The 17,605-nt window shown below is 36.3% G+C and carries 20 protein-coding genes; 10 read left to right on the top strand and 10 right to left on the bottom strand.

What is annotated here, in order from left to right; translation table 11 throughout:
- Positions 1-59 precede the first annotated feature (59 nt).
- The 3 genes from SJY44_RS04745 (at position 60) to SJY44_RS04755 (ending at position 1,777) form a co-directional block, all read left to right on the top strand.
- Entirely contained in the window at positions 60-755 is a 696-nt protein-coding gene (locus SJY44_RS04745; RefSeq protein ID WP_298924231.1) for a zinc metallopeptidase, read from the top strand.
- 132 nt (positions 756-887) lie between these two features.
- The gene (locus SJY44_RS04750; protein ID WP_396591478.1) at positions 888-1,229 is read left to right on the top strand and encodes a winged helix-turn-helix transcriptional regulator; all 342 of its coding nucleotides are present in this window, start codon (positions 888-890) and stop codon (positions 1,227-1,229) included.
- Positions 1,230-1,234: 5 nt separating this feature from the next.
- On the top strand, positions 1,235-1,777 hold the full coding sequence (locus SJY44_RS04755; protein ID WP_396591479.1) for a DinB family protein: 543 nt from the start codon (positions 1,235-1,237) through the stop codon (positions 1,775-1,777).
- On the opposite strand, the gene SJY44_RS04760 is transcribed toward SJY44_RS04755, so the two are convergent.
- Positions 1,774-2,244, bottom strand: a complete 471-nt coding sequence (locus SJY44_RS04760; RefSeq protein WP_298924237.1) for an Lrp/AsnC ligand binding domain-containing protein — start codon at positions 2,242-2,244, stop codon at positions 1,774-1,776. The two genes, SJY44_RS04755 and SJY44_RS04760, sit on opposite strands and share 4 nt — an antisense overlap.
- 48 nt (positions 2,245-2,292) lie before the next feature.
- Entirely contained in the window at positions 2,293-3,666 is a 1,374-nt protein-coding gene (locus SJY44_RS04765; RefSeq protein ID WP_396591480.1) for a saccharopine dehydrogenase family protein, read from the bottom strand.
- Positions 3,667-3,745: 79 nt separating this feature from the next.
- Between SJY44_RS04765 and SJY44_RS04770 the strand changes: the two genes are divergently transcribed.
- Positions 3,746-4,138: a DUF423 domain-containing protein gene (locus SJY44_RS04770; RefSeq protein ID WP_396591481.1), complete on the top strand. Its 393-nt coding sequence runs from the start codon at positions 3,746-3,748 to the stop codon at positions 4,136-4,138.
- Between the two features lie 64 nt (positions 4,139-4,202).
- Positions 4,203-5,819, top strand: coding sequence for a phosphoenolpyruvate carboxykinase (ATP) (pckA, locus tag SJY44_RS04775; protein ID WP_396591482.1), 1,617 nt, complete (start codon positions 4,203-4,205; stop codon positions 5,817-5,819).
- Between the two features lie 57 nt (positions 5,820-5,876).
- Here pckA and SJY44_RS04780 read toward each other — a convergent pair whose 3' ends face one another.
- From SJY44_RS04780 to SJY44_RS04790, 3 genes are read right to left on the bottom strand one after another with little or no spacing between them, the layout of a single operon-like run.
- Positions 5,877-6,620 carry a uroporphyrinogen-III synthase gene (locus SJY44_RS04780; protein ID WP_298924246.1) on the bottom strand — a complete coding sequence of 248 codons (744 nt, stop codon included), beginning with the start codon at positions 6,618-6,620 and terminating at the stop codon, positions 5,877-5,879.
- A 6-nt stretch (positions 6,621-6,626) separates the two neighbouring features.
- Positions 6,627-7,283 carry a DUF4271 domain-containing protein gene (locus tag SJY44_RS04785; RefSeq protein ID WP_298924249.1) on the bottom strand — a complete coding sequence of 219 codons (657 nt, stop codon included), beginning with the start codon at positions 7,281-7,283 and terminating at the stop codon, positions 6,627-6,629.
- Positions 7,280-8,938 (bottom strand): ArnT family glycosyltransferase, encoded by a 1,659-nt coding sequence (locus tag SJY44_RS04790; RefSeq protein WP_396591483.1) that lies wholly within the window; start codon positions 8,936-8,938, stop codon positions 7,280-7,282. Before SJY44_RS04790 ends, SJY44_RS04785 begins: the two co-directional genes overlap by 4 nt.
- A 120-nt stretch (positions 8,939-9,058) precedes the next feature.
- Between SJY44_RS04790 and SJY44_RS04795 the strand changes: the two genes are divergently transcribed.
- Genes SJY44_RS04795 through SJY44_RS04805 form a run of 3 tightly spaced genes read left to right on the top strand, consistent with a single transcriptional unit; the run spans position 9,059 to position 11,549 of the window.
- Positions 9,059-9,787, top strand: coding sequence for a polyprenol monophosphomannose synthase (locus tag SJY44_RS04795; RefSeq protein ID WP_298924253.1), 729 nt, complete (start codon positions 9,059-9,061; stop codon positions 9,785-9,787).
- A 1-nt stretch (position 9,788) separates the two neighbouring features.
- A complete protein-coding gene (locus tag SJY44_RS04800) occupies positions 9,789-11,123 on the top strand; it encodes a dihydroorotase (RefSeq protein WP_396591484.1) in 1,335 nt (444 codons plus the stop codon).
- A gap of 3 nt (positions 11,124-11,126) precedes the next feature.
- A complete protein-coding gene (locus SJY44_RS04805; protein ID WP_396591485.1) occupies positions 11,127-11,549 on the top strand; it encodes a DUF4296 domain-containing protein in 423 nt (140 codons plus the stop codon).
- Here SJY44_RS04805 and SJY44_RS04810 read toward each other — a convergent pair.
- A complete protein-coding gene (locus SJY44_RS04810) occupies positions 11,546-12,544 on the bottom strand; it encodes an NAD-dependent epimerase/dehydratase family protein (RefSeq protein ID WP_396591486.1) in 999 nt (332 codons plus the stop codon). The two genes, SJY44_RS04805 and SJY44_RS04810, sit on opposite strands and share 4 nt — an antisense overlap.
- A gap of 84 nt (positions 12,545-12,628) precedes the next feature.
- On the opposite strand from SJY44_RS04810, the gene tyrS reads away from it, so the two are divergent.
- Together tyrS and SJY44_RS04820 are read left to right on the top strand one after the other, a co-directional pair.
- Positions 12,629-13,924 (top strand): tyrosine--tRNA ligase, encoded by a 1,296-nt coding sequence (gene tyrS / locus SJY44_RS04815; protein WP_396591487.1) that lies wholly within the window; start codon positions 12,629-12,631, stop codon positions 13,922-13,924.
- 74 nt (positions 13,925-13,998) lie between these two features.
- Positions 13,999-14,439: a hypothetical protein gene (locus tag SJY44_RS04820; RefSeq protein ID WP_396591488.1), complete on the top strand. Its 441-nt coding sequence runs from the start codon at positions 13,999-14,001 to the stop codon at positions 14,437-14,439.
- A gap of 1 nt (position 14,440) precedes the next feature.
- Here SJY44_RS04820 and SJY44_RS04825 read toward each other — a convergent pair whose 3' ends face one another.
- From SJY44_RS04825 to SJY44_RS04840, 4 genes are all read right to left on the bottom strand, one after another.
- On the bottom strand, positions 14,441-15,427 hold the full coding sequence (locus SJY44_RS04825; protein WP_396591489.1) for an acyl transferase: 987 nt from the start codon (positions 15,425-15,427) through the stop codon (positions 14,441-14,443).
- Positions 15,428-15,495: 68 nt separating this feature from the next.
- Positions 15,496-15,819 carry a T9SS type A sorting domain-containing protein gene (locus SJY44_RS04830; RefSeq protein ID WP_298924266.1) on the bottom strand — a complete coding sequence of 108 codons (324 nt, stop codon included), beginning with the start codon at positions 15,817-15,819 and terminating at the stop codon, positions 15,496-15,498.
- Positions 15,820-15,958: 139 nt separating this feature from the next.
- Positions 15,959-16,267, bottom strand: coding sequence for a T9SS type A sorting domain-containing protein (locus SJY44_RS04835; RefSeq protein WP_298924268.1), 309 nt, complete (start codon positions 16,265-16,267; stop codon positions 15,959-15,961).
- A gap of 148 nt (positions 16,268-16,415) precedes the next feature.
- Entirely contained in the window at positions 16,416-17,516 is a 1,101-nt protein-coding gene (locus SJY44_RS04840) for a T9SS type A sorting domain-containing protein (protein ID WP_396591490.1), read from the bottom strand.
- Positions 17,517-17,605: the final 89 nt, after the last annotated feature.

Below are 17,605 nucleotides of genomic sequence, written 5' to 3' on the forward strand. Positions count from 1 at the left end.
TAATGGCGGGGTTTTTGCATTATTGTTGGTATCTTTATATGAATTAAAACACTAAAACAATGATGACATATTATATATTGATTGGCGGAATTGCGTTGATCAGTTGGTTGGTCAGCAGTCGATTAAAGAGCAAGTTCAAAAAATATTCAAAGGTTCATCTACGCAATGGGATGAGCGGTGCCGAAATTGCCCAAAAAATGTTGGATGATCATGGAATTAGAGATGTTAAAGTAATATCTACAGCAGGAATGCTAACCGATCATTATAATCCAAAGAACAAAACCGTGAATTTGAGTGAAGGTGTATACAGTCAGCGCAACGCGTCTGCGGCTGCGGTTGCAGCCCATGAAGTAGGGCATGCTGTTCAACACGCACAAGCTTACGAATGGTTAACTATGCGGTCCAAATTAGTGCCCATTGTGAGCGTTACATCTAGTATGTCAACATGGGTTGTTTTTGGGGGCTTAATGTTAGGCGCAGCAGCAGGTGTAGGTTTTGGCTTTTATATTGCAGTAGCAGGATTGATTATGATGGGATTTGCTACAATATTCAGTTTTATTACACTACCCGTGGAATATGATGCCAGTAATCGTGCTCTAGCATGGTTAAAGCAGAAAAATGTTGTGAGTCAAGAAGAATATGCTGGAGCAGAAGATGCATTAAAATGGGCCGCTAGAACCTATTTGGTGGCTGCTTTGGGTGCCTTAGCTTCTTTGGCTTATTGGGCTTTTCAAATTTTTGGAGGAAGAGATTAAACTCATTTTATTCAAAACTAAAGCAAGACCTGCTTGGAGTAATTCAAGCAGGTCTTTTTGTTGATATATACCTGTTTTGGGTAAGGTCATGCTTTTTTTGTAGTATTGCTACTAAATGTGTAGCAATATATTATGGCAATACCAAAACCTGGAATACCCGTTCGTGGATCAAAAACTGGACAACCTATAATGGCTCTGCTTGATTTATTGGGGAGAAGTTGGGCCATGGGAATCATTTGGCATTTGTACAATGGACCAAGCACCTTTAGAAAGTTACAGGAATACTGTGAATCTATTTCACCTACCACATTGAATAAGAGAATTAAAGAGCTTAAGAACTCACACCTAATAATAAAGACGGTAGATGGTTACGCTCTCTCCGAATATGGTAAGGAGTTATTTGAAATGCTTGAACCCATGGGGCTTTGGGCAAGGAATCGATGGGCAGCAAGTTTTATTGTCAATAAAAACTAAATTTTATGAGAAGAATTAAAAAACCCAATATTGGGGAATATCCTGAGTATTCCCATATTTATTTAGATTTAATGGATGATGATGATAGAGTTTTGGAACACCTTTGGAGCAATTTTCTTAAAATAAAAGAATTTATCTTTTTCCTCCCAGAAGAGAAACTGCATTATAGATATGAAGAGGAGAAATGGACGATAAAGGAAATCCTTGTGCACCTTATTGATGACGAACGAATTTTTGCCTATCGTGCATTGAGGTACGCCAGAAATGATGACACACCCTTGCACGGTTTTAATCAGGATTTTTACACCAAATACTCCAATGCGAATGAACGAAGTTTGGAAAGTATTTTTGAAGAGTATGAATGGGTGAGGAAATCAACCATAGCCCTTTTTCAGAATTTACCGGAGGAGAGTTTTATGCGGGGTGGAAAAGGGATAGATATAGACGGGAGTGTTTTAAATAAAAGAACGGTAAGAGGATTGGCATACCATATTGCGGGCCATGAATTGCGGCATTTTAATATTATTAAAGAACGATACTTGAATTAAATCGAAATCTGCCTATCTATCTGCTGGTTTAATGAAATAAAGGTTTCAGTTCTGGAAACCCCTTCTATTTGCTGAATTTTTTTGTTTAAAACCATCATCAAATGCTCATTGTCCTTGCATAAAACTTTAATAAGTATGGACCAGTTTCCAGTAGTGTAGTGGCATTCCAATACTTCCGGAATTTTTTCCAATTCTTTTACTGCTTGGGGATTGGCCATGGCCTTATCTAAAAAAATACCAATATAGGCCATCGTTGTATAGCCCAACACCTTTGGATTAATTATGAATTTTGAACCTGATAACAATCCAGAGTTTTCCAATTTCCGTAAACGTTGGTGAATGGCGGCCCCAGAAATACCTATGTTTCTGGCAATTTCTAGAATTGGTCTACGGGCATCTTCCATCAAGTACCTTAGTATTTTTTTATCGATACCATCAATTTTAACCGAATTGTTAGTGGTTTTCATGGGAATGATTCAAAATTGTAGTTAAAGATACCTAAAAGCGGTAAAACTTTAACTTCCAATAGAATCGGGGTTATAACCAAGATAGGGCACTTGGTATTCTTTAAAATTAATTCCATAAGATTTTAATTCTGAAAGAATAGGACTGTAAACTTCACTGTTTATGGGAATTTGTACTCCAGGTGTGGTAATCTTTTTGTTCAAAATTTGTAATGTAGCTATTGCAACTGGCAACCCTACAGTTTTTGACATAGCCGTATAGGTTTGATTTTCACCCAGTACAACCATATTGGCATCTATTTGTTTTTTCTTGCCGTCTAGTTCGTAACCAAACTTATGGTACATAACGATCATATCCTTTTCATCCTTGCCTAATGTCCAACTATCTTCAAGTATATATTGAAGCATTTGGGCCGGAGTAGCATTTTTAAGTGGGATTGTTTTAGAATCATCAAAAAGATTCAATTCCATTAGTTTGCCCCAGCGAATATCATCTTGGTCAATCTTAAGGTAGTGCCGTAGTTTCAATTCAACAGAATCCGTTGGAGAATAAGGTAAAAATTGATTTACAAATTGACGGTAAGACATTCCCTCAGAATTTTCAATAACATAGCTGTCATCTGTCATTCCAAGAATTACAAACATCTGCCATGCTTTAGAAAAACCTACCCGTCGCATGGTTCCACGGTATAAGGTTAAACTGTCTTGAAGGCCGTAAGCTTCTCTATATTTTAAAGAATCCCTATTGGGATAAACTTCAAAACTGCCATATCCTTCAATGTCTAAAAGTTCAGTACGGCGAAAAAGTTTTTGATAGGGTATGTATTTATAGGCGCCTTCTTGAATAAATTTAGCAGCTCCACCTTGGCCTGCAACCACAACATTTCTTGGATTCCAGGTAAACTTGTAACTCCATAGATTAGAATCATGCTCAGGGGCAACCAAACCACCTGTAAAGGATTCAAAAAGCAACATTTTTCCACCTTTAGCACGAATGCGATCGATGACCTCCATTGCGCTCATATGGTCAATGCCGGGATCAAGACCAATTTCATTCATAAAGACAAGCCCATTTTTTTTTGCATCCTTGTCCAATTCTTGAATTTCCTTACTTACATAAGAAGCGGTTACTAGATGTTTTTTAAAATGAATGCAATCTTCAGCTATTTTAATATGTAACCTTGGGGGCAACATGGAAACAACGATAGATGCAGAATCTATTGCTCTTCTTCTCTCCTCATCATTAAAAATATCCAAAGTAATAATGCTGCAGTTATGGTGCGAAGAAATATCCTGCGGGATGTTTTCAGGATGAAGATCACCTATAACCAGATGAAGATTCTCCTCTTCAGACTTTTTTAGAAGATAATCTAATAGATATGAGGTGGATTTTCCTGCTCCAAGAACCAAAATAGTGCGGACCATAGGTTTTGTTTACTTTTGATTAAAACGGATACTAAGGTATCAAATTGTTATATTTTTAAAAATATTGACCCATTAAGTTATGAACAAAACAATTTTGCTGACAGGAATCTTGTTTGGATTCTTGGCTATTCTTTTTGGTGCGTTTGGCGCACATGGGCTGGAAAAGTTAGTTGACGTAGAGGCTGTTGATACTTTTGAAACAGGGGTTAGGTATCAAATGTACCATGCCCTATTTCTTTTGGTTTTGGGGATTTGGAATGGACCCACAAAAAGACAGAAAAAAACAGTATTTATTATCATCTTGATCGGGATTGTTCTTTTTTCCTTTTCAATCTATTTGTTGGCCGTAAACAGTTTAACTACCGTAGATTTTAAAAGAATAGCGTTTTTAACTCCATTAGGAGGAACTTTTCTACTTCTGGGTTGGTTTTTTATTGGCTACTACGTTTTAACCGGAAAAGCATCGAAATAAACAATTATAAACTTTATAAAAAGCGATATTTTTCTAGCTTTGTACCAACTTTAAAAACAAAAAAATGAATGCATTTATCCCAGCAACGAAAACGATTTCGTTAAAGCATTATGGAATACTGCACAACAACGTACACTACCAACTCTCTTCTGAAGAACTTCATGATTTAACTATTGATAAGGATATGGGTAAAGAGGCTTCATCAGGAGCCTTGTCCATACATACTGGAGAGTTTACTGGAAGATCCCCAATGGATCGTTTTATTGTAAAGGATGCAATTACCGAGGGCAAAGTTTGGTGGGGAAATATAAATATTCCCTTTGATAGTGAAAAGTTTGATAAACTCTATGATAAGGTCATAACTTATTTAAATGAAAAAGAACTGTTTGTTCGGGATTGTTATGCGTGCGCGGAAGATGCCTATAAACTTAACATAAGGGTCATTAATGAATATTCATGGTCCAATATGTTTGCTTATAATATGTTTTTAAGGCCAACAGAAGAAGAGTTGGAAGCTTTTGATCCGGAGTGGACCGTGATCAATGCTCCAGGTTTTATGGCAGACGCTGCGATCGATGGTACCAGACAGCATAATTTTGCCATTCTTAATTTTTCAAAAAAGATTGCATTAATTGGAGGCACAGGATATACTGGTGAAATCAAAAAAGGTATTTTTTCAGCGCTTAACTTTATTCTTCCGGTGTTTAAAAACACATTGCCCATGCACTGTTCGGCCAATGTGGGTGAAGATGGGGATACTGCAATTTTCTTTGGTCTTTCTGGGACTGGAAAAACAACACTTTCTACTGATCCAAATCGTAAACTGATTGGGGATGATGAACATGGGTGGACTGCAGATAACACCGTTTTTAATTTTGAAGGAGGATGCTATGCAAAAGTGATAGATCTTTCAAAAGAAAATGAGCCTGAGATTTATGGAGCTATTAAGCAGGGCGCTATTCTGGAAAATGTAATTATGGATGATAAGGGTGTCGTTGACTTTTCAGATACTTCTGTTACCCAAAATACCAGGGTTAGTTATCCCATATATCACATTGATAATATTCAACAACCCTCTATAGGTAAAAATGTAAAGAACATTTTCTTTTTAACGGCTGATGCTTTTGGTGTTTTACCTCCAATATCCAAACTTACTCCTGCGCAAGCAGCATACCATTTTATTTCTGGTTATACGGCCAAGGTTGCTGGCACAGAAGCTGGGGTGGTAGAACCACAACCATCATTTTCTGCATGTTTTGGAGCTCCTTTCATGCCTTTACACCCTGCCAAATATGCGGAAATGTTAAGTAAAAAAATGAAAGAATCTGGAGTAGATGTGTGGTTGATCAATACTGGATGGACCGGAGGCCCATATGGGGTAGGAACCAGAATGAAGCTAAAGTATACTAGGGCTATGATCAGTGCTGCTTTGAATGGAGATTTGGGACTTTACAACTATGATAACTACCATATCCATTCCGTTTTTGGAGTTGCACAACCTAGGGAATGCCCTGGGGTTCCAACGGCGGTATTAAGCCCAAGAACAACATGGAACAATGATGAAGCATATTATAAAACAGCCTTTAAGCTGACAAATGCTTTTAGAGAGAACTTTAAGAAGTTTGAAGAATATGCAAGTGAGGAAATTAGGCGTGGCGGACCGCAGCGATACGCTTTTTAAAACAAAAAAGGCCCAATCATTTGATTGGGCCTTTTTTGTTTTATATCGATAACCAGGTTATTTATTTACACTGGTTATATATTTCTGAAGGGCCATGGTCATAGATGGCGTTTCAGGTGTTGGAGCTTTAATATCTATACGAAGTCCAGCATCTGCAGCAGCTTCTACCGTGCTATTTCCAAACACTGCGATTCGTGTCCCATTTTGTTCAAAATCGGGAAAGTTTTTAAGTAAAGACTCAATTCCTGAAGGGCTAAAGAATACCAAAACATCATAAGTTACTTCTCTAAGATCTGACAGGTCACTAATAACTGTTTTGTAGAAGATACCTCGTTTCCAGTCTACTTTAAGCTCATCCAAAATCTGCGGAACTGTAACTTTAAGTGTATCAGATGATGGTAATAGGAACTTTTCATCCTTATATTTTTTAATAAGCGGAACCAGTTCATTGAACATTCGTTTTCCCACGTAAATTTTCCGCTTTCTATAAACAACATACTTTTGCAAATAATAAGCAACTGCTTCAGATTGGCAAAAATATTTCATGCTGTCAGGAACTTTAAAACGCATCTCTTCTGCAATTCTAAAGAAGTGATCTACAGAATTTCTGCTTGTAAGGATAATCGCAGTAAAATTGTTTAAATCAATTTTTTGCTGTCTTACATTTTTAGCTTCTACTTCCTCTACATGAATAAAAGGTCTAAAATCCACCTTTACTTTTTCTTTTTCGATTAATCGTGAGTAGGGAGAATTTTCTATTTTGGGTTCTGGCTGGGAAACCAAAATTGTCTTTACTTTCATAAGCTTTCAATCTTTTAGATAGCTTCCAACTAACACTAAGGGTGCAATTTCGAGTGCGCAAAGGTACAAAATAAAATAGAAAAAATAGGGAATTATAGCTTTTTGATGGTTCTTCAATAGCCTTGTCAGTCCAATGACATTAATGGAAATAATTAAGATTATAGCAACAGAAAATATGATTTTTGAGTCATTTAGAATATAAATAAGAACAATGTTGCTAACGAACATTACCAAACTACTATAGTTGAGGTAGGAGAGTTTGTTGAACAGTAATTCGGAAATTAACCCTTGAGTATTGAAAACAAATCCTTGGGCAAATTGAAGTAAAATTTTGACGATTTGAAACAACAACAACCCTACTATTATTATAAAAAAAGAGGAAGGATTGTCATCATTGGGTAATGTAAAAAAGGCCTTCAGCAACAAGAAAATGAATAAAGAAAAGTTGATCAGTTGGAATATGGTCAATAGGATATGGAACCAATTAAGAAGGCGCCCCTTTTTGTTATAAAGCACAACATACCTATTATTAAAAGGTAATATCATAAAGTTTAAGAATCTATTTCTGAAAAGGTATTTTCCTAGCGCAAGCACAACCATACTAAAAAACAGAACAATCGTTATCCAATCCAAGGATTCAATAGTTTTATAAACTGGGTTCATTCTTTTAGTTTAACTGGTTTACCATTTAGTCCAGGTAGGAGGCCATTTTCAGCTATTCCAATTCTAAAATATCCATGGTTTTCCATTTTAGGTTTTGGTAGCTCAAATTGAAAAAATAAGGTGTCCTTCGATTTTAATATAATTTCACTTGATGATTCTGGTTTAACTTTTAAAGGAATCATCTCTTTCACCTGTTTGTACTTGTTAGAATAGGCAACTGTGTACTTTAGTTCTTCAAGAGGAATGTCAAATTCATAAGGGTTGTACACCTTTAGTGTATATGTGGATTTTTCATGAGGCTCTTCAACAATACATTCTAATTTGCGATAAGATTCAAAGTCATTCATGAAGACCCCATAGAAAACTGTCCCGTCAGGGTATGTGTAGGTAATATCACCACTCTTTCTATATTTTGTGACATAGACTATTTTTTTGTGCCTAACCCGCTCTTCAGAATCATCAATAGAGTACTGATTCTTTCTATACATATGGTTATTGAGAGAGAAAGTCGAGTTTCCGGAGTAAAACTCATACATAGGGGCACTACGATACGAGTTTTCAAAAATTATTGGAATATCTCCAGCTTTTGAATTTAATTCAGATACCCATTGCTTATTTCCGTGTGTTTCAAAAATTATTGGTAATAAAGGGCTGTGAACCAGCCACATCCTAGCATAGATTAGAACTATCATACTAACAATACCCATTCTATACATCCATTTTCTGCTATTGGCATTTTCAATAAGATGGTTAAAAGCCAGAATCGCCGTAGGGATAGAGATAATAATGACCCATTGCGTTTGTACTCTTCGATTAAAACTGGATATAAAAAAGAAAATTACAACTCCGTAGGTTAAATATAATAACGCCTTGGTAAATTTATTGGTAGATTTTGTTTTGATTAATGATAGGTACACCCAATAAAAAAGCAGTCCAAAAATGGCAACAAGATTTACAAAGTAACCCAGGGTAAACTTGGTAAATGAATATGCCTGATTGGGGCGCTCATAAAGATGGTATTTAATAGATACAAAATCATTTTGGTACAGCCACAGAAAATGAGGACTGTAACATACCAATGCAACGGCAACTGCTAACCAAGCATTCCTGTCTTTAATAAGTTTTAAATTGGAAAGGAACACAAATAAAATTACTAAGACCGCATGATACTTGCTGTACATTAAAGCAGCCATTACAACCCCCATGAAGATTGAGGTCCAAATTGTGGGATTGTTTAGAAAACGCTTGTAAAGCAGCAGGAACAGAGCAGTAAAAAATAGTAAAGGAGTATCAGGCAGTGTTAAAAAGCCATAAGCATTCATTAGGGTCATTGAGAATAGAAGAAGAAAAAAGTGGATTACATAATCTTTTTTCTTTGGATTATCTATTAGCTCCCATAGAATTAAATATGTGCCAACAGAAAGGACACAGCTCATAAAACGAACCCCTAACTCTCCATCAAATAAGAAACTACTTAGCTTAATTAAAAAAGCGACCATTGGAGGGTGGTCAAAATAGCCCCAATCCAAGTTCTGAGCATAATACCAATAATAAGCCTCATCGTAAATTAGTTCTGTAAAATAACCCTGTACAAGGTTGAGAATAAAAAGAACTGCCAGGAGAATAAGAAAAAGCCTGGGAAACTTTTGGGTCATTAAATGAATTTTAGATGGTTCAAAGTTACAAATATTGACCAATAATATACTTAGTAATGCATGCCACAACTTGTAAACGCAACTTATAAAACGTTATTTTTGCCATCTAATCTTATGTGAATGGCAGACGGTTTAGTTATAATACCAACCTTCAATGAAATTGAAAACATTGAAGCCATTATAAAAACGGTTTTTGACTTAAAGAAAGATTTTCATGTTCTTGTAGTAGACGATAACTCACCAGATGGTACTGCTCAAAACGTAAAGAAACTGCAAGAACAATTTCCTGAACGCTTATTTCTTGAGGTACGTAAGGAAAAATCTGGTTTAGGAACGGCTTACATTCATGGGTTTAAATGGGCTCTAGAAAGAGACTATGACTATATTTTTGAAATGGATGCTGATTTTTCGCATCGACCAGCAGATTTGTCCCGATTGCATAGAGCTTGTTTAAATGGAGCAGATGTAGCGGTAGGTTCTCGATATAAGAAAGGGGTAAATGTGGTCAATTGGCCTCTTTTTAGAATATTACTGTCTTATGGCGCATCATTTTATGTAAAAATTATCACGGGGATGCAGGTTCACGACCCAACAGCTGGTTTCGTGTGCTATAAAAGAGAGGTTTTGGAAAATATAGATTTGGATGCAGTCCGATTCATTGGTTATGCATTTCAAATTGAAATGAAGTATAGAGCTTATCTCAAAAAGTACAAAATTGAAGAAGTTTCCATCATTTTTACGGATAGGGTAAACGGAAAGTCGAAAATGAACTCAGCCATAATAAGAGAAGCTATTTTTGGTGTTTTCGCAATGAAGTTAAGAAGTATATTTTTCAAAAAGAGTTTTTAAAATGTCAAGAATCCTATTAAAAAATACCAAGGTTGTTAATGAGAATAGCATTTTTGAAACTGATGTGCTTCTGGATGGAGATTTTATAGCACGCATTGATACGGATATCACAGATGATATTGCCAAGGTTATTGATTTAAACGGAGACTATTTGTTACCCGGGGTAATTGATGATCAAGTGCATTTTAGAGAGCCAGGACTTACTCATAAAGGAACTATAGCTACTGAAAGTAGAGCTGCTCTAGCGGGTGGGATTACCACTTTTATGGAACAGCCAAACACTAATCCCCAAACTACCACTATAGAAAAACTTGAGGAGAAATTTGCGATCGCTGCAAAAGATGTCTATGCCAATTATTCCTTTCTTTTTGGAGGTACTAATGATAATCTTGAAGAGCTAAAAAAGCTGGATAAAAATGCATGCTCAGGAGTAAAACTGTTCTTAGGGTCTTCAACGGGCAATATGTTGGTTGATGATGAAGCGGTTTTGGAAAATATTTTCAGGAATACCGAAATGGTAATTTCTACGCATTGTGAAGATGAAGGAACCATACGGGCAAATATGGCCAAATATCAAAAAATGTACGGTGATGATATTCCCATAGCGCTTCACCCTATAATTCGAAGTGAAGAAGCCTGCTATCTATCTTCATCAAAAGCAATTGCATTAGCAAAGAAAACAGGAGCTAGATTACACGTATTCCATCTTTCCACAGGTATTGAGACAGATTTATTCACCAATACGATTCCTCTGGAAGAGAAGAAGATTACAGCAGAAGTGTGTATACATCATCTTTGGTTTTCAGATGAAGATTATGCAGAAAAAGGAACATTGATAAAATGGAACCCCGCTGTAAAGACCGCAACCGATAGAGAAAAGCTTTGGGAGGCACTTTTGGATGATAGAATAGATATTATAGCAACGGACCATGCCCCGCATACCATTGAAGAAAAAGATAATCCGTACACAAAAGCACCATCTGGTGGACCTTTAGTGCAGCATGCCCTATTGGCGATGCTTCAAAAAGAAAAAGAAGGGAAAATTAGTTTGGAGAAGTTAGTGGAAAAAATGTGCCACAACCCTGCCAAACTTTTTGATATTGATAAGAGAGGTTTTATACGTGAAGGATATTATGCAGATTTGGTTCAGGTAAATAGAGACTCCCAAAAGGAGGTTACAAAATCCAATATTTTTTATAAATGTGGATGGTCTCCATTTGAAGGTGTTACTTTTGGTTCCAAAGTGGTGCGCACATTTATAAATGGCCATCTAGGATATGAGAATGGAATTTTCTCTGAAGAGAAAAATGCCAAAAGGCTTACATTCAACCGATAAAAAATGAGAAAACTAGTTTTATTGTTTTCTGGAATACTTCTTTTTTCATGTGGTAAAAAGGTGATTGAAAAACCTGAAAAACTTATCCCACAAGAAAAAATGGTTGCCATTTTGCATGATTTGGCAATATTGAACTCAGCCAAGTCATCTTTTAATCATGTGATGGAGGATAAAGGGATAAAGGTTATGGAGTTCCTTTATCAAAAACATGAGATAGACAGTATTCAATTTTCCCAAAGTGATTTGTATTACGCTTCTGTTCCTCTAGAGTATCAAGCTATTTATGAAAAAGTAGAAGCGAAGTTGGAAACAAGAAGAGCGACTTTGGAAAAGACAACTAAAAAGAGAAATGATAGTATAAGAGAGGCTCAAAAAAAGAAGATAGATTCAACTATCAAGCCTAAAGTTGATAAGACCAAGTCTTAGTTCTTGAATTTTGCACAACAAAAGGTAATGGCTTCTTCTAAGTTCTCAAACTCAAAAGCAATAGCTTGTTTTATTTTTTCACTGCTGTAATTTTCCCTTTTGTACAGTCCTTTGGTCATATTTTTAGTAAGCCTTCTTCGTTTTCCTAGCAATTTGCTTCGTAACCAATCCCATCGCCAAAAAAATTCTAAAGCCAAGAAAGGGATTTTTTTAGTTGGTGTTTTAACTTCAAGTTTTGGCGCAATTTTTTGAAATAATTCTTGATATGACAAATTCTCATTTACGAGAATAAATCGTTCCCGTTCTATTTCTGAATCCATGAGTTTTACCATGGAATTTATTACATCAGCAACGGTTGCAAAACCAGTTCCTCCGGGAAGGAAAGACTTTTTGCCTTTTGAGGCATACGTAAAAAAAGTGCCGCTTCCAGATTTCCAAAATCCAGGACCTATAACCACTCCGGGGTTAACTACAACAACTGCCAGTCCTTCTTGGGAACCTCTCCAAACCTCAAGCTCGGCATCATGCTTTGTTAATCCGTAAACAGATACATGGGTATCACTCCATTCATTGTCCTCTGTTACGAGTTTATCTTTGATGCTAGAACCTATAGCGGCAATGGAACTGACATAGCAAAGCTTTTTGATATTATGTTCCAGACAAAGGTTGACAATGTTTGCAGTACCTTCAATATTGGTTTTAACTAAAGCGGGATACTTATTTGGGTCAAATGAAATGAGTGCAGCACAATGGTAAACATATTCAACATCTTGAAAAAGTTCTCGCAGAGAAACGATATCGGTGATGTCTGCTTTTACCCAAATTATTTGGTTCAGTAAGTTTGATGCATTGTCAGTATAGTACCCAAAGATTTTGGAAACAGTGTTGATAGCGTCTTCATTTCTATAACTAGCTTTCACCTTTTTTCCATTTTTAACCAAATGAAAGAGTAAGTGCGAACCTATTAAACCAGTGCCTCCGGTGACTAAAATCATTTAGTAAAAGTACCCATTTGCAGTGAATTTATTCTAGGATGTAAGAACTTCATTTTATATTTGCACCTACTCTAAAACACTATGATGGCAAAAAACTTTGTTCAAGAATTACAATGGAGAGGTATGGTGCATGATATTATGCCCGGAGCAGAAGAACATCTTATGGAGGGAATGCAGGCTGCATATGTTGGGATTGACCCAACTGCAGACTCATTACATATTGGGCATTTGGTGAGTGTAATGATGTTGAGGCATTTTCAATTGGCAGGGCACAAACCATTTGCTTTGGTTGGTGGTGCTACGGGAATGATCGGTGATCCATCTGGTAAGTCGGCAGAGCGTAATCTGTTGGATGAAAAAACCCTTCGCCATAATCAAGAGGCTCTAAAATCTCAATTAGGGAGGTTTTTAGATTTTGAAAGTGATGCGGAAAATTCAGCGGTCTTGGTGAACAACTATGATTGGATGAAAGATTTCTCTTTCCTTGATTTTATCAGGGATGTTGGGAAACATATTACGGTCAATTATATGATGGCAAAAGATTCCGTTAAGAAGAGACTTTCCTCAGAAGCTAAAGAAGGAATGTCCTTTACAGAATTTACCTATCAATTGGTACAGGGGTATGATTTTTTATACTTGTACCAGAAGCATAATTGTACCCTTCAAATGGGAGGTAGCGATCAGTGGGGAAATATTACCACAGGGACCGAACTTATAAGAAGGATTGGTGGAGGGAAAGGATTTGCCCTTACTTGTCCTTTGATTACCAAAGCAGATGGAACTAAGTTTGGTAAAACTGAAGGTGGAAATGTTTGGTTAGATGCTGAGAGAACCTCACCTTATAAGTTTTATCAGTATTGGTTGAATACTTCGGATGAAGATGCTGAGAAATATATAAAAATCTTTACTTTTTTGAGTAAAGATGAAATTGAAGATTTGGTTATCAAGCACAAAGAGGAGCCTCATCTTAGACAGCTACAAAAGCAATTGGCAGAGGAAATAACTATAAAAGTACATTCCAAGGCCGATTTGGAAAATGCCATAAAGGCGAGTAATATCCTATTTGGAAAATCTACTTCCGAAGATTTAAAGGAACTGGATGAAAAGACCTTTTTAGATATTTTTGAAGGTGTTCCCCAAGCCCAGGTTTCAATAGATGAGGTAAATGCTGGATTGGACATGATTGGTGCTTTGGCAGCAAAAACGGGTTTTCTAGCATCAAATGGAGAGGCGAGAAGAGAGTTGAAACAAAATTCTATTTCAGTAAACAAGCAGAAGGTGAAAGAAGATTTTCTTATCACCACGTCTGATTTAATCAACAACAAATTTGTACTACTTCAACGAGGTAAGAAAAACTATTTTGTTTTGGTAGTGAGTTAGTATATGTTTAAATTTTCAAGTATCACGCAACCAAAAAGTAAATTTCTGCTCTTTTTTGTATAAAACTGAATACGATGAGAATATTGGTGATACTTTTTTCTTTCTTTATGATGGTGAGTTCTTGTAACTCAAGTACTGATAGTCAAGAACAAATTCCACTCCAAAGCGAAGGTCAAAAATGGCAACTTGTAAGAATGACGGGAAGTTTTGTTAATTCTGAGACTGTCGGGGATGATATGGATTGGCAAGAATACTATGTTTTAAAACCAAACGGCATGTTTGTTAAGCATAGAGAAAGGGATGGTTCTATTACGACGGCGACAGGATCTTATGAGCTAATTACACAAGAAAATGAAAAATATTTTGAGCTCACTTACAAAACGGGGAAAGGACTTATTGCCAGTTGCCACGGTGTAGATGGAAAAGAAGTTCTAATGTATAATGGCGATATGCTCTTTGGCACTTGGAATGCTTGTGATGGTCCGGGGTTGGAATATAGCTTGGTCAAAGAATAAATTACAAGGCCATCAAATTACATCCCCTAATATCAGAATGGTCAAATCGGCCAAGGACTTCAAAGGTTCCATTTTCATAGACTTTACCTAAATCTTGGGTAGCGATAAAAGAACAAGAGTATACATTGGCTAAATCAATAATATTTATTCCACCGGTTTTACCAGAAGATTGAATGGAAAGCGGGTCTTCTGTATCTCGAGGGATTACTTTCATCCATGGCGGAGTTTTAAATAGGCCATCACCTTCGGAATATGCTTGAGATAATAACTCCGTCATTCCATACTCCGAATGAATTTTAGATGCTCCAAAAGCCTTTTTAAGAACGTCATGTAGTTCCTCACGGATTAATTCTTTTCGTCTACCTTTCATTCCTCCAGTTTCCATGATTATAGTGTGCTTTAAATTCAGAGGGAATTGTTCCGCTAAATCCAACAGAGCAAATGAAACACCAATTAACAATGTCTTTGTTTGTCTTTCTTCAAGTTGAAGAAGTTTTTGATGGAGGGTATTTAAATCATATAAATAAAAACCACTTTTTGGGTGCTTGGATCTGTCCACAAGGTCATTCACCATAAAAACCAAAGAAGAACCTTCCCTTTCCAAATAGGAAGGTAATAAAGCAACTACGCAATACGCTTCAATAGGGCCATAAAATGTATTAAAACCTTTCAGATAACTCTGTTGATATAAGTTTAAATCAGGAACATAATGTTTACTGGTGGTACTATTGGTGGTTCCGCTACTTTCAAAAATTGCTTCCGATTTTTTATAGGAAGAAACTACTTTGCGCGTCTTGAAAAATTCTATGGGAAGAAAAGGAATCTCTTCAATAAAACGAACATTAGTAGGGGATTTTCCCAAGTGCTTACAATAGCCTTGGTACACGGTATTGTTTTTAAACTGAAACTGAAAGATTTCAAGTGACAATGAATCAAATTCACCTTGGTTTGAAATTGAAAAAATTTGTTGAATTCTTGACCTATCCATTGAGCAACAAAAGTACCCAAAAATAAAAAAGCCCTTCTCTAGAGAAGGGCTTTTTCGATAGCATTTTTTTATTTTATGACCAGTTTTCTAGTCATCGTTTTTTCCTGTTCGGTTACTTGAAGCACATAGACCCCAGGAACCAACCTGGATATGTTTAAGGTGTTTGTTGATATTCTATCTGTAAGCACAATATCTCCAAAAACATCGTAAATTTTTATCTGCTTGCTTCCATTAGAAGCAGTGGTAATGTATACTTCCTCGCCATAGACGGGATTAGGGTACATTTTAAAACCCTGTAGTTCTTGCGCTTGTTCAGTATTTACACTGACCAGCTCTTGGCCGAAAGTGAAAAGGGGTAATGCCATAATGAGAATAAAGTAGATTTTCTTCATAAATGCTGATTTGGGAAATAAGCAATATAAAAGTATGCAAACCTGTTAAAAAGAGCTATAAAATGTTGTGAAACAAAGAATTATGTAGGTAAAGGTAAAAAAGATGGTATTTTGTCGATGAAAAGCCCGAAATAGGGAACTACTTAATAATCAGCTTTCTGGTAGCAACTTTGTTGTTCTCAAAAACCCTTAGAATGTATACGCCTTTGTCTAGGCTAGAAAGGTTCAATTCTCTACCAATAATGGTAGTTTGCAATACTTGGGTTCCTAAAACATCAAAAATTAAGATTTGCTTTGGAGCATTTTTGGTAGTCTCAATATGAATTTTTCCTTGGGTAACCGGGTTGGGGTACAGCTTAAACCCGTCAATATCAGCTCCAGCTTGGGCATTCTGTGCGAATCCAAGGGAGCAAACAAAAAAGAAGAAGACGAGGTAAAGGTGCTTCATAAAGTATTGGTTACAAAGGGTATGCCACAAATATAAATAATTTGAACACTGAAATAGGGGTGCTTTAAGAAAAAAGCCACACTTTTCGATGAAGTGCATAAAAAAAGCCCCGCATTTGGCAGGGCCTTCGATTGAACTGGTTAATAGTTTAGTCGTTGCCTACATAGACTTTTCTGGTACTATTTTTGCTTTTTACAATATAAATTCCATCCTTTTTAAGGTTTTGGATTATAGAATTTTCTTGTTCTACATTGTTCACTTCTCTGGAAAGAACTTTTTGTCCAGAAAAACTATAAATGGATATTTGGTATGGCTCTTCTTTTTTACCAAGTTCCAATGAGGATAAGTCGAAGGTTAAATTGTTAACATCGAGCCTATTTACTTTGAATGGGAAAACATAATGTTGTGGAGGATTTGCATAAAGTGGAGGAGGAGGGAGATAAGGTGCCTTGATTAGAAAATGAAAGTAGTATGTTTTACCTTCAAATAGTGCGAAAGCCCCAGTAGTAGGGTTAGGAGCGGCTGAAAAGTTTCTATCGAAATTTATATCGTACTCTCCATTGGCGGGGATTTGGCTAAAGTTTCCATGAAATACGTTGAACAATTGTATGGGGCCAGTACCCAATACGCTTTTGTCCGACATGTGTACATCGATTTCTCGATTTCCTTGGCCGTAATTGGTTCCACCAATGTTCTTCAGGGTAAATCTAAAAGTGGTTTTAGGATTTCCAAAGGAGGACCAATTCATTTCTATAAGAGGCGATTGATGGTTAAGTACATTCCACGTGTTCCCTGATTGACTTATTTGGGCCTTTATTAACGATACCTTGGGAATTGTTGGACAACCGTTATTGTAACTTGGACCAGCTTCGTTTGGACAATTGTCTTGGCTATCTGGAACGCCGTCACTGTCAAAATCAATAACGCAAGTAAAGCTGATAGGCGCACCTATATTGGTTCCATCAACAAATTCATCTGCATCTTGATTAGACCTGGAAGAAGCCTTAGTGATTTTGACATATTTATCAACTCCATCAATGTTTTCAATAAAATATATATTGCCAACAATTAAGGGGCTGCCGATAAAGATATTCAATTTGATTTGTTGCCCTAAGATATTGTTACAAAAATTGGTATTTGCTTGAGAAAATGTGATTCCCAAGTCGCGGACCTCATGATATTTGTAACTCTGGGCGTTTTGAACGAATGAAACAGCAAAAAACAAGATTAACAATGTAATTTTTTTCATGATTAGTAGGATTAAAAGTTCACAATAAATCTATAAGAAAAAGACTACATATATATTAAGGGTAAATAAAGAAAACGTAAATAAAAAAA

It is taken from the genome of Allomuricauda sp. R78024 (assembly GCF_044596045.1).
In the GTDB taxonomy this organism is placed as follows: Bacteria; Bacteroidota; Bacteroidia; order Flavobacteriales; family Flavobacteriaceae; genus Flagellimonas.

Coding starts and splice junctions, on each gene's coding strand:
- SJY44_RS04745 (WP_298924231.1), top strand. CDS start 60: ATGATGACATATTATATATTGATTGGCGGAATTGCGTTGATCAGTTGG.
- SJY44_RS04750 (WP_396591478.1), top strand. CDS start 888: ATGGCAATACCAAAACCTGGAATACCCGTTCGTGGATCAAAAACTGGA.
- SJY44_RS04755 (WP_396591479.1), top strand. CDS start 1,235: ATGAGAAGAATTAAAAAACCCAATATTGGGGAATATCCTGAGTATTCC.
- SJY44_RS04760 (WP_298924237.1), bottom strand. CDS start 2,244: ATGAAAACCACTAACAATTCGGTTAAAATTGATGGTATCGATAAAAAA.
- SJY44_RS04765 (WP_396591480.1), bottom strand. CDS start 3,666: ATGGTCCGCACTATTTTGGTTCTTGGAGCAGGAAAATCCACCTCATAT.
- SJY44_RS04770 (WP_396591481.1), top strand. CDS start 3,746: ATGAACAAAACAATTTTGCTGACAGGAATCTTGTTTGGATTCTTGGCT.
- pckA (WP_396591482.1), top strand. CDS start 4,203: ATGAATGCATTTATCCCAGCAACGAAAACGATTTCGTTAAAGCATTAT.
- SJY44_RS04780 (WP_298924246.1), bottom strand. CDS start 6,620: ATGAAAGTAAAGACAATTTTGGTTTCCCAGCCAGAACCCAAAATAGAA.
- SJY44_RS04785 (WP_298924249.1), bottom strand. CDS start 7,283: ATGAACCCAGTTTATAAAACTATTGAATCCTTGGATTGGATAACGATT.
- SJY44_RS04790 (WP_396591483.1), bottom strand. CDS start 8,938: ATGACCCAAAAGTTTCCCAGGCTTTTTCTTATTCTCCTGGCAGTTCTT.
- SJY44_RS04795 (WP_298924253.1), top strand. CDS start 9,059: ATGGCAGACGGTTTAGTTATAATACCAACCTTCAATGAAATTGAAAAC.
- SJY44_RS04800 (WP_396591484.1), top strand. CDS start 9,789: ATGTCAAGAATCCTATTAAAAAATACCAAGGTTGTTAATGAGAATAGC.
- SJY44_RS04805 (WP_396591485.1), top strand. CDS start 11,127: ATGAGAAAACTAGTTTTATTGTTTTCTGGAATACTTCTTTTTTCATGT.
- SJY44_RS04810 (WP_396591486.1), bottom strand. CDS start 12,544: ATGATTTTAGTCACCGGAGGCACTGGTTTAATAGGTTCGCACTTACTC.
- tyrS (WP_396591487.1), top strand. CDS start 12,629: ATGGCAAAAAACTTTGTTCAAGAATTACAATGGAGAGGTATGGTGCAT.
- SJY44_RS04820 (WP_396591488.1), top strand. CDS start 13,999: ATGAGAATATTGGTGATACTTTTTTCTTTCTTTATGATGGTGAGTTCT.
- SJY44_RS04825 (WP_396591489.1), bottom strand. CDS start 15,427: ATGGATAGGTCAAGAATTCAACAAATTTTTTCAATTTCAAACCAAGGT.
- SJY44_RS04830 (WP_298924266.1), bottom strand. CDS start 15,819: ATGAAGAAAATCTACTTTATTCTCATTATGGCATTACCCCTTTTCACT.
- SJY44_RS04835 (WP_298924268.1), bottom strand. CDS start 16,267: ATGAAGCACCTTTACCTCGTCTTCTTCTTTTTTGTTTGCTCCCTTGGA.
- SJY44_RS04840 (WP_396591490.1), bottom strand. CDS start 17,516: ATGAAAAAAATTACATTGTTAATCTTGTTTTTTGCTGTTTCATTCGTT.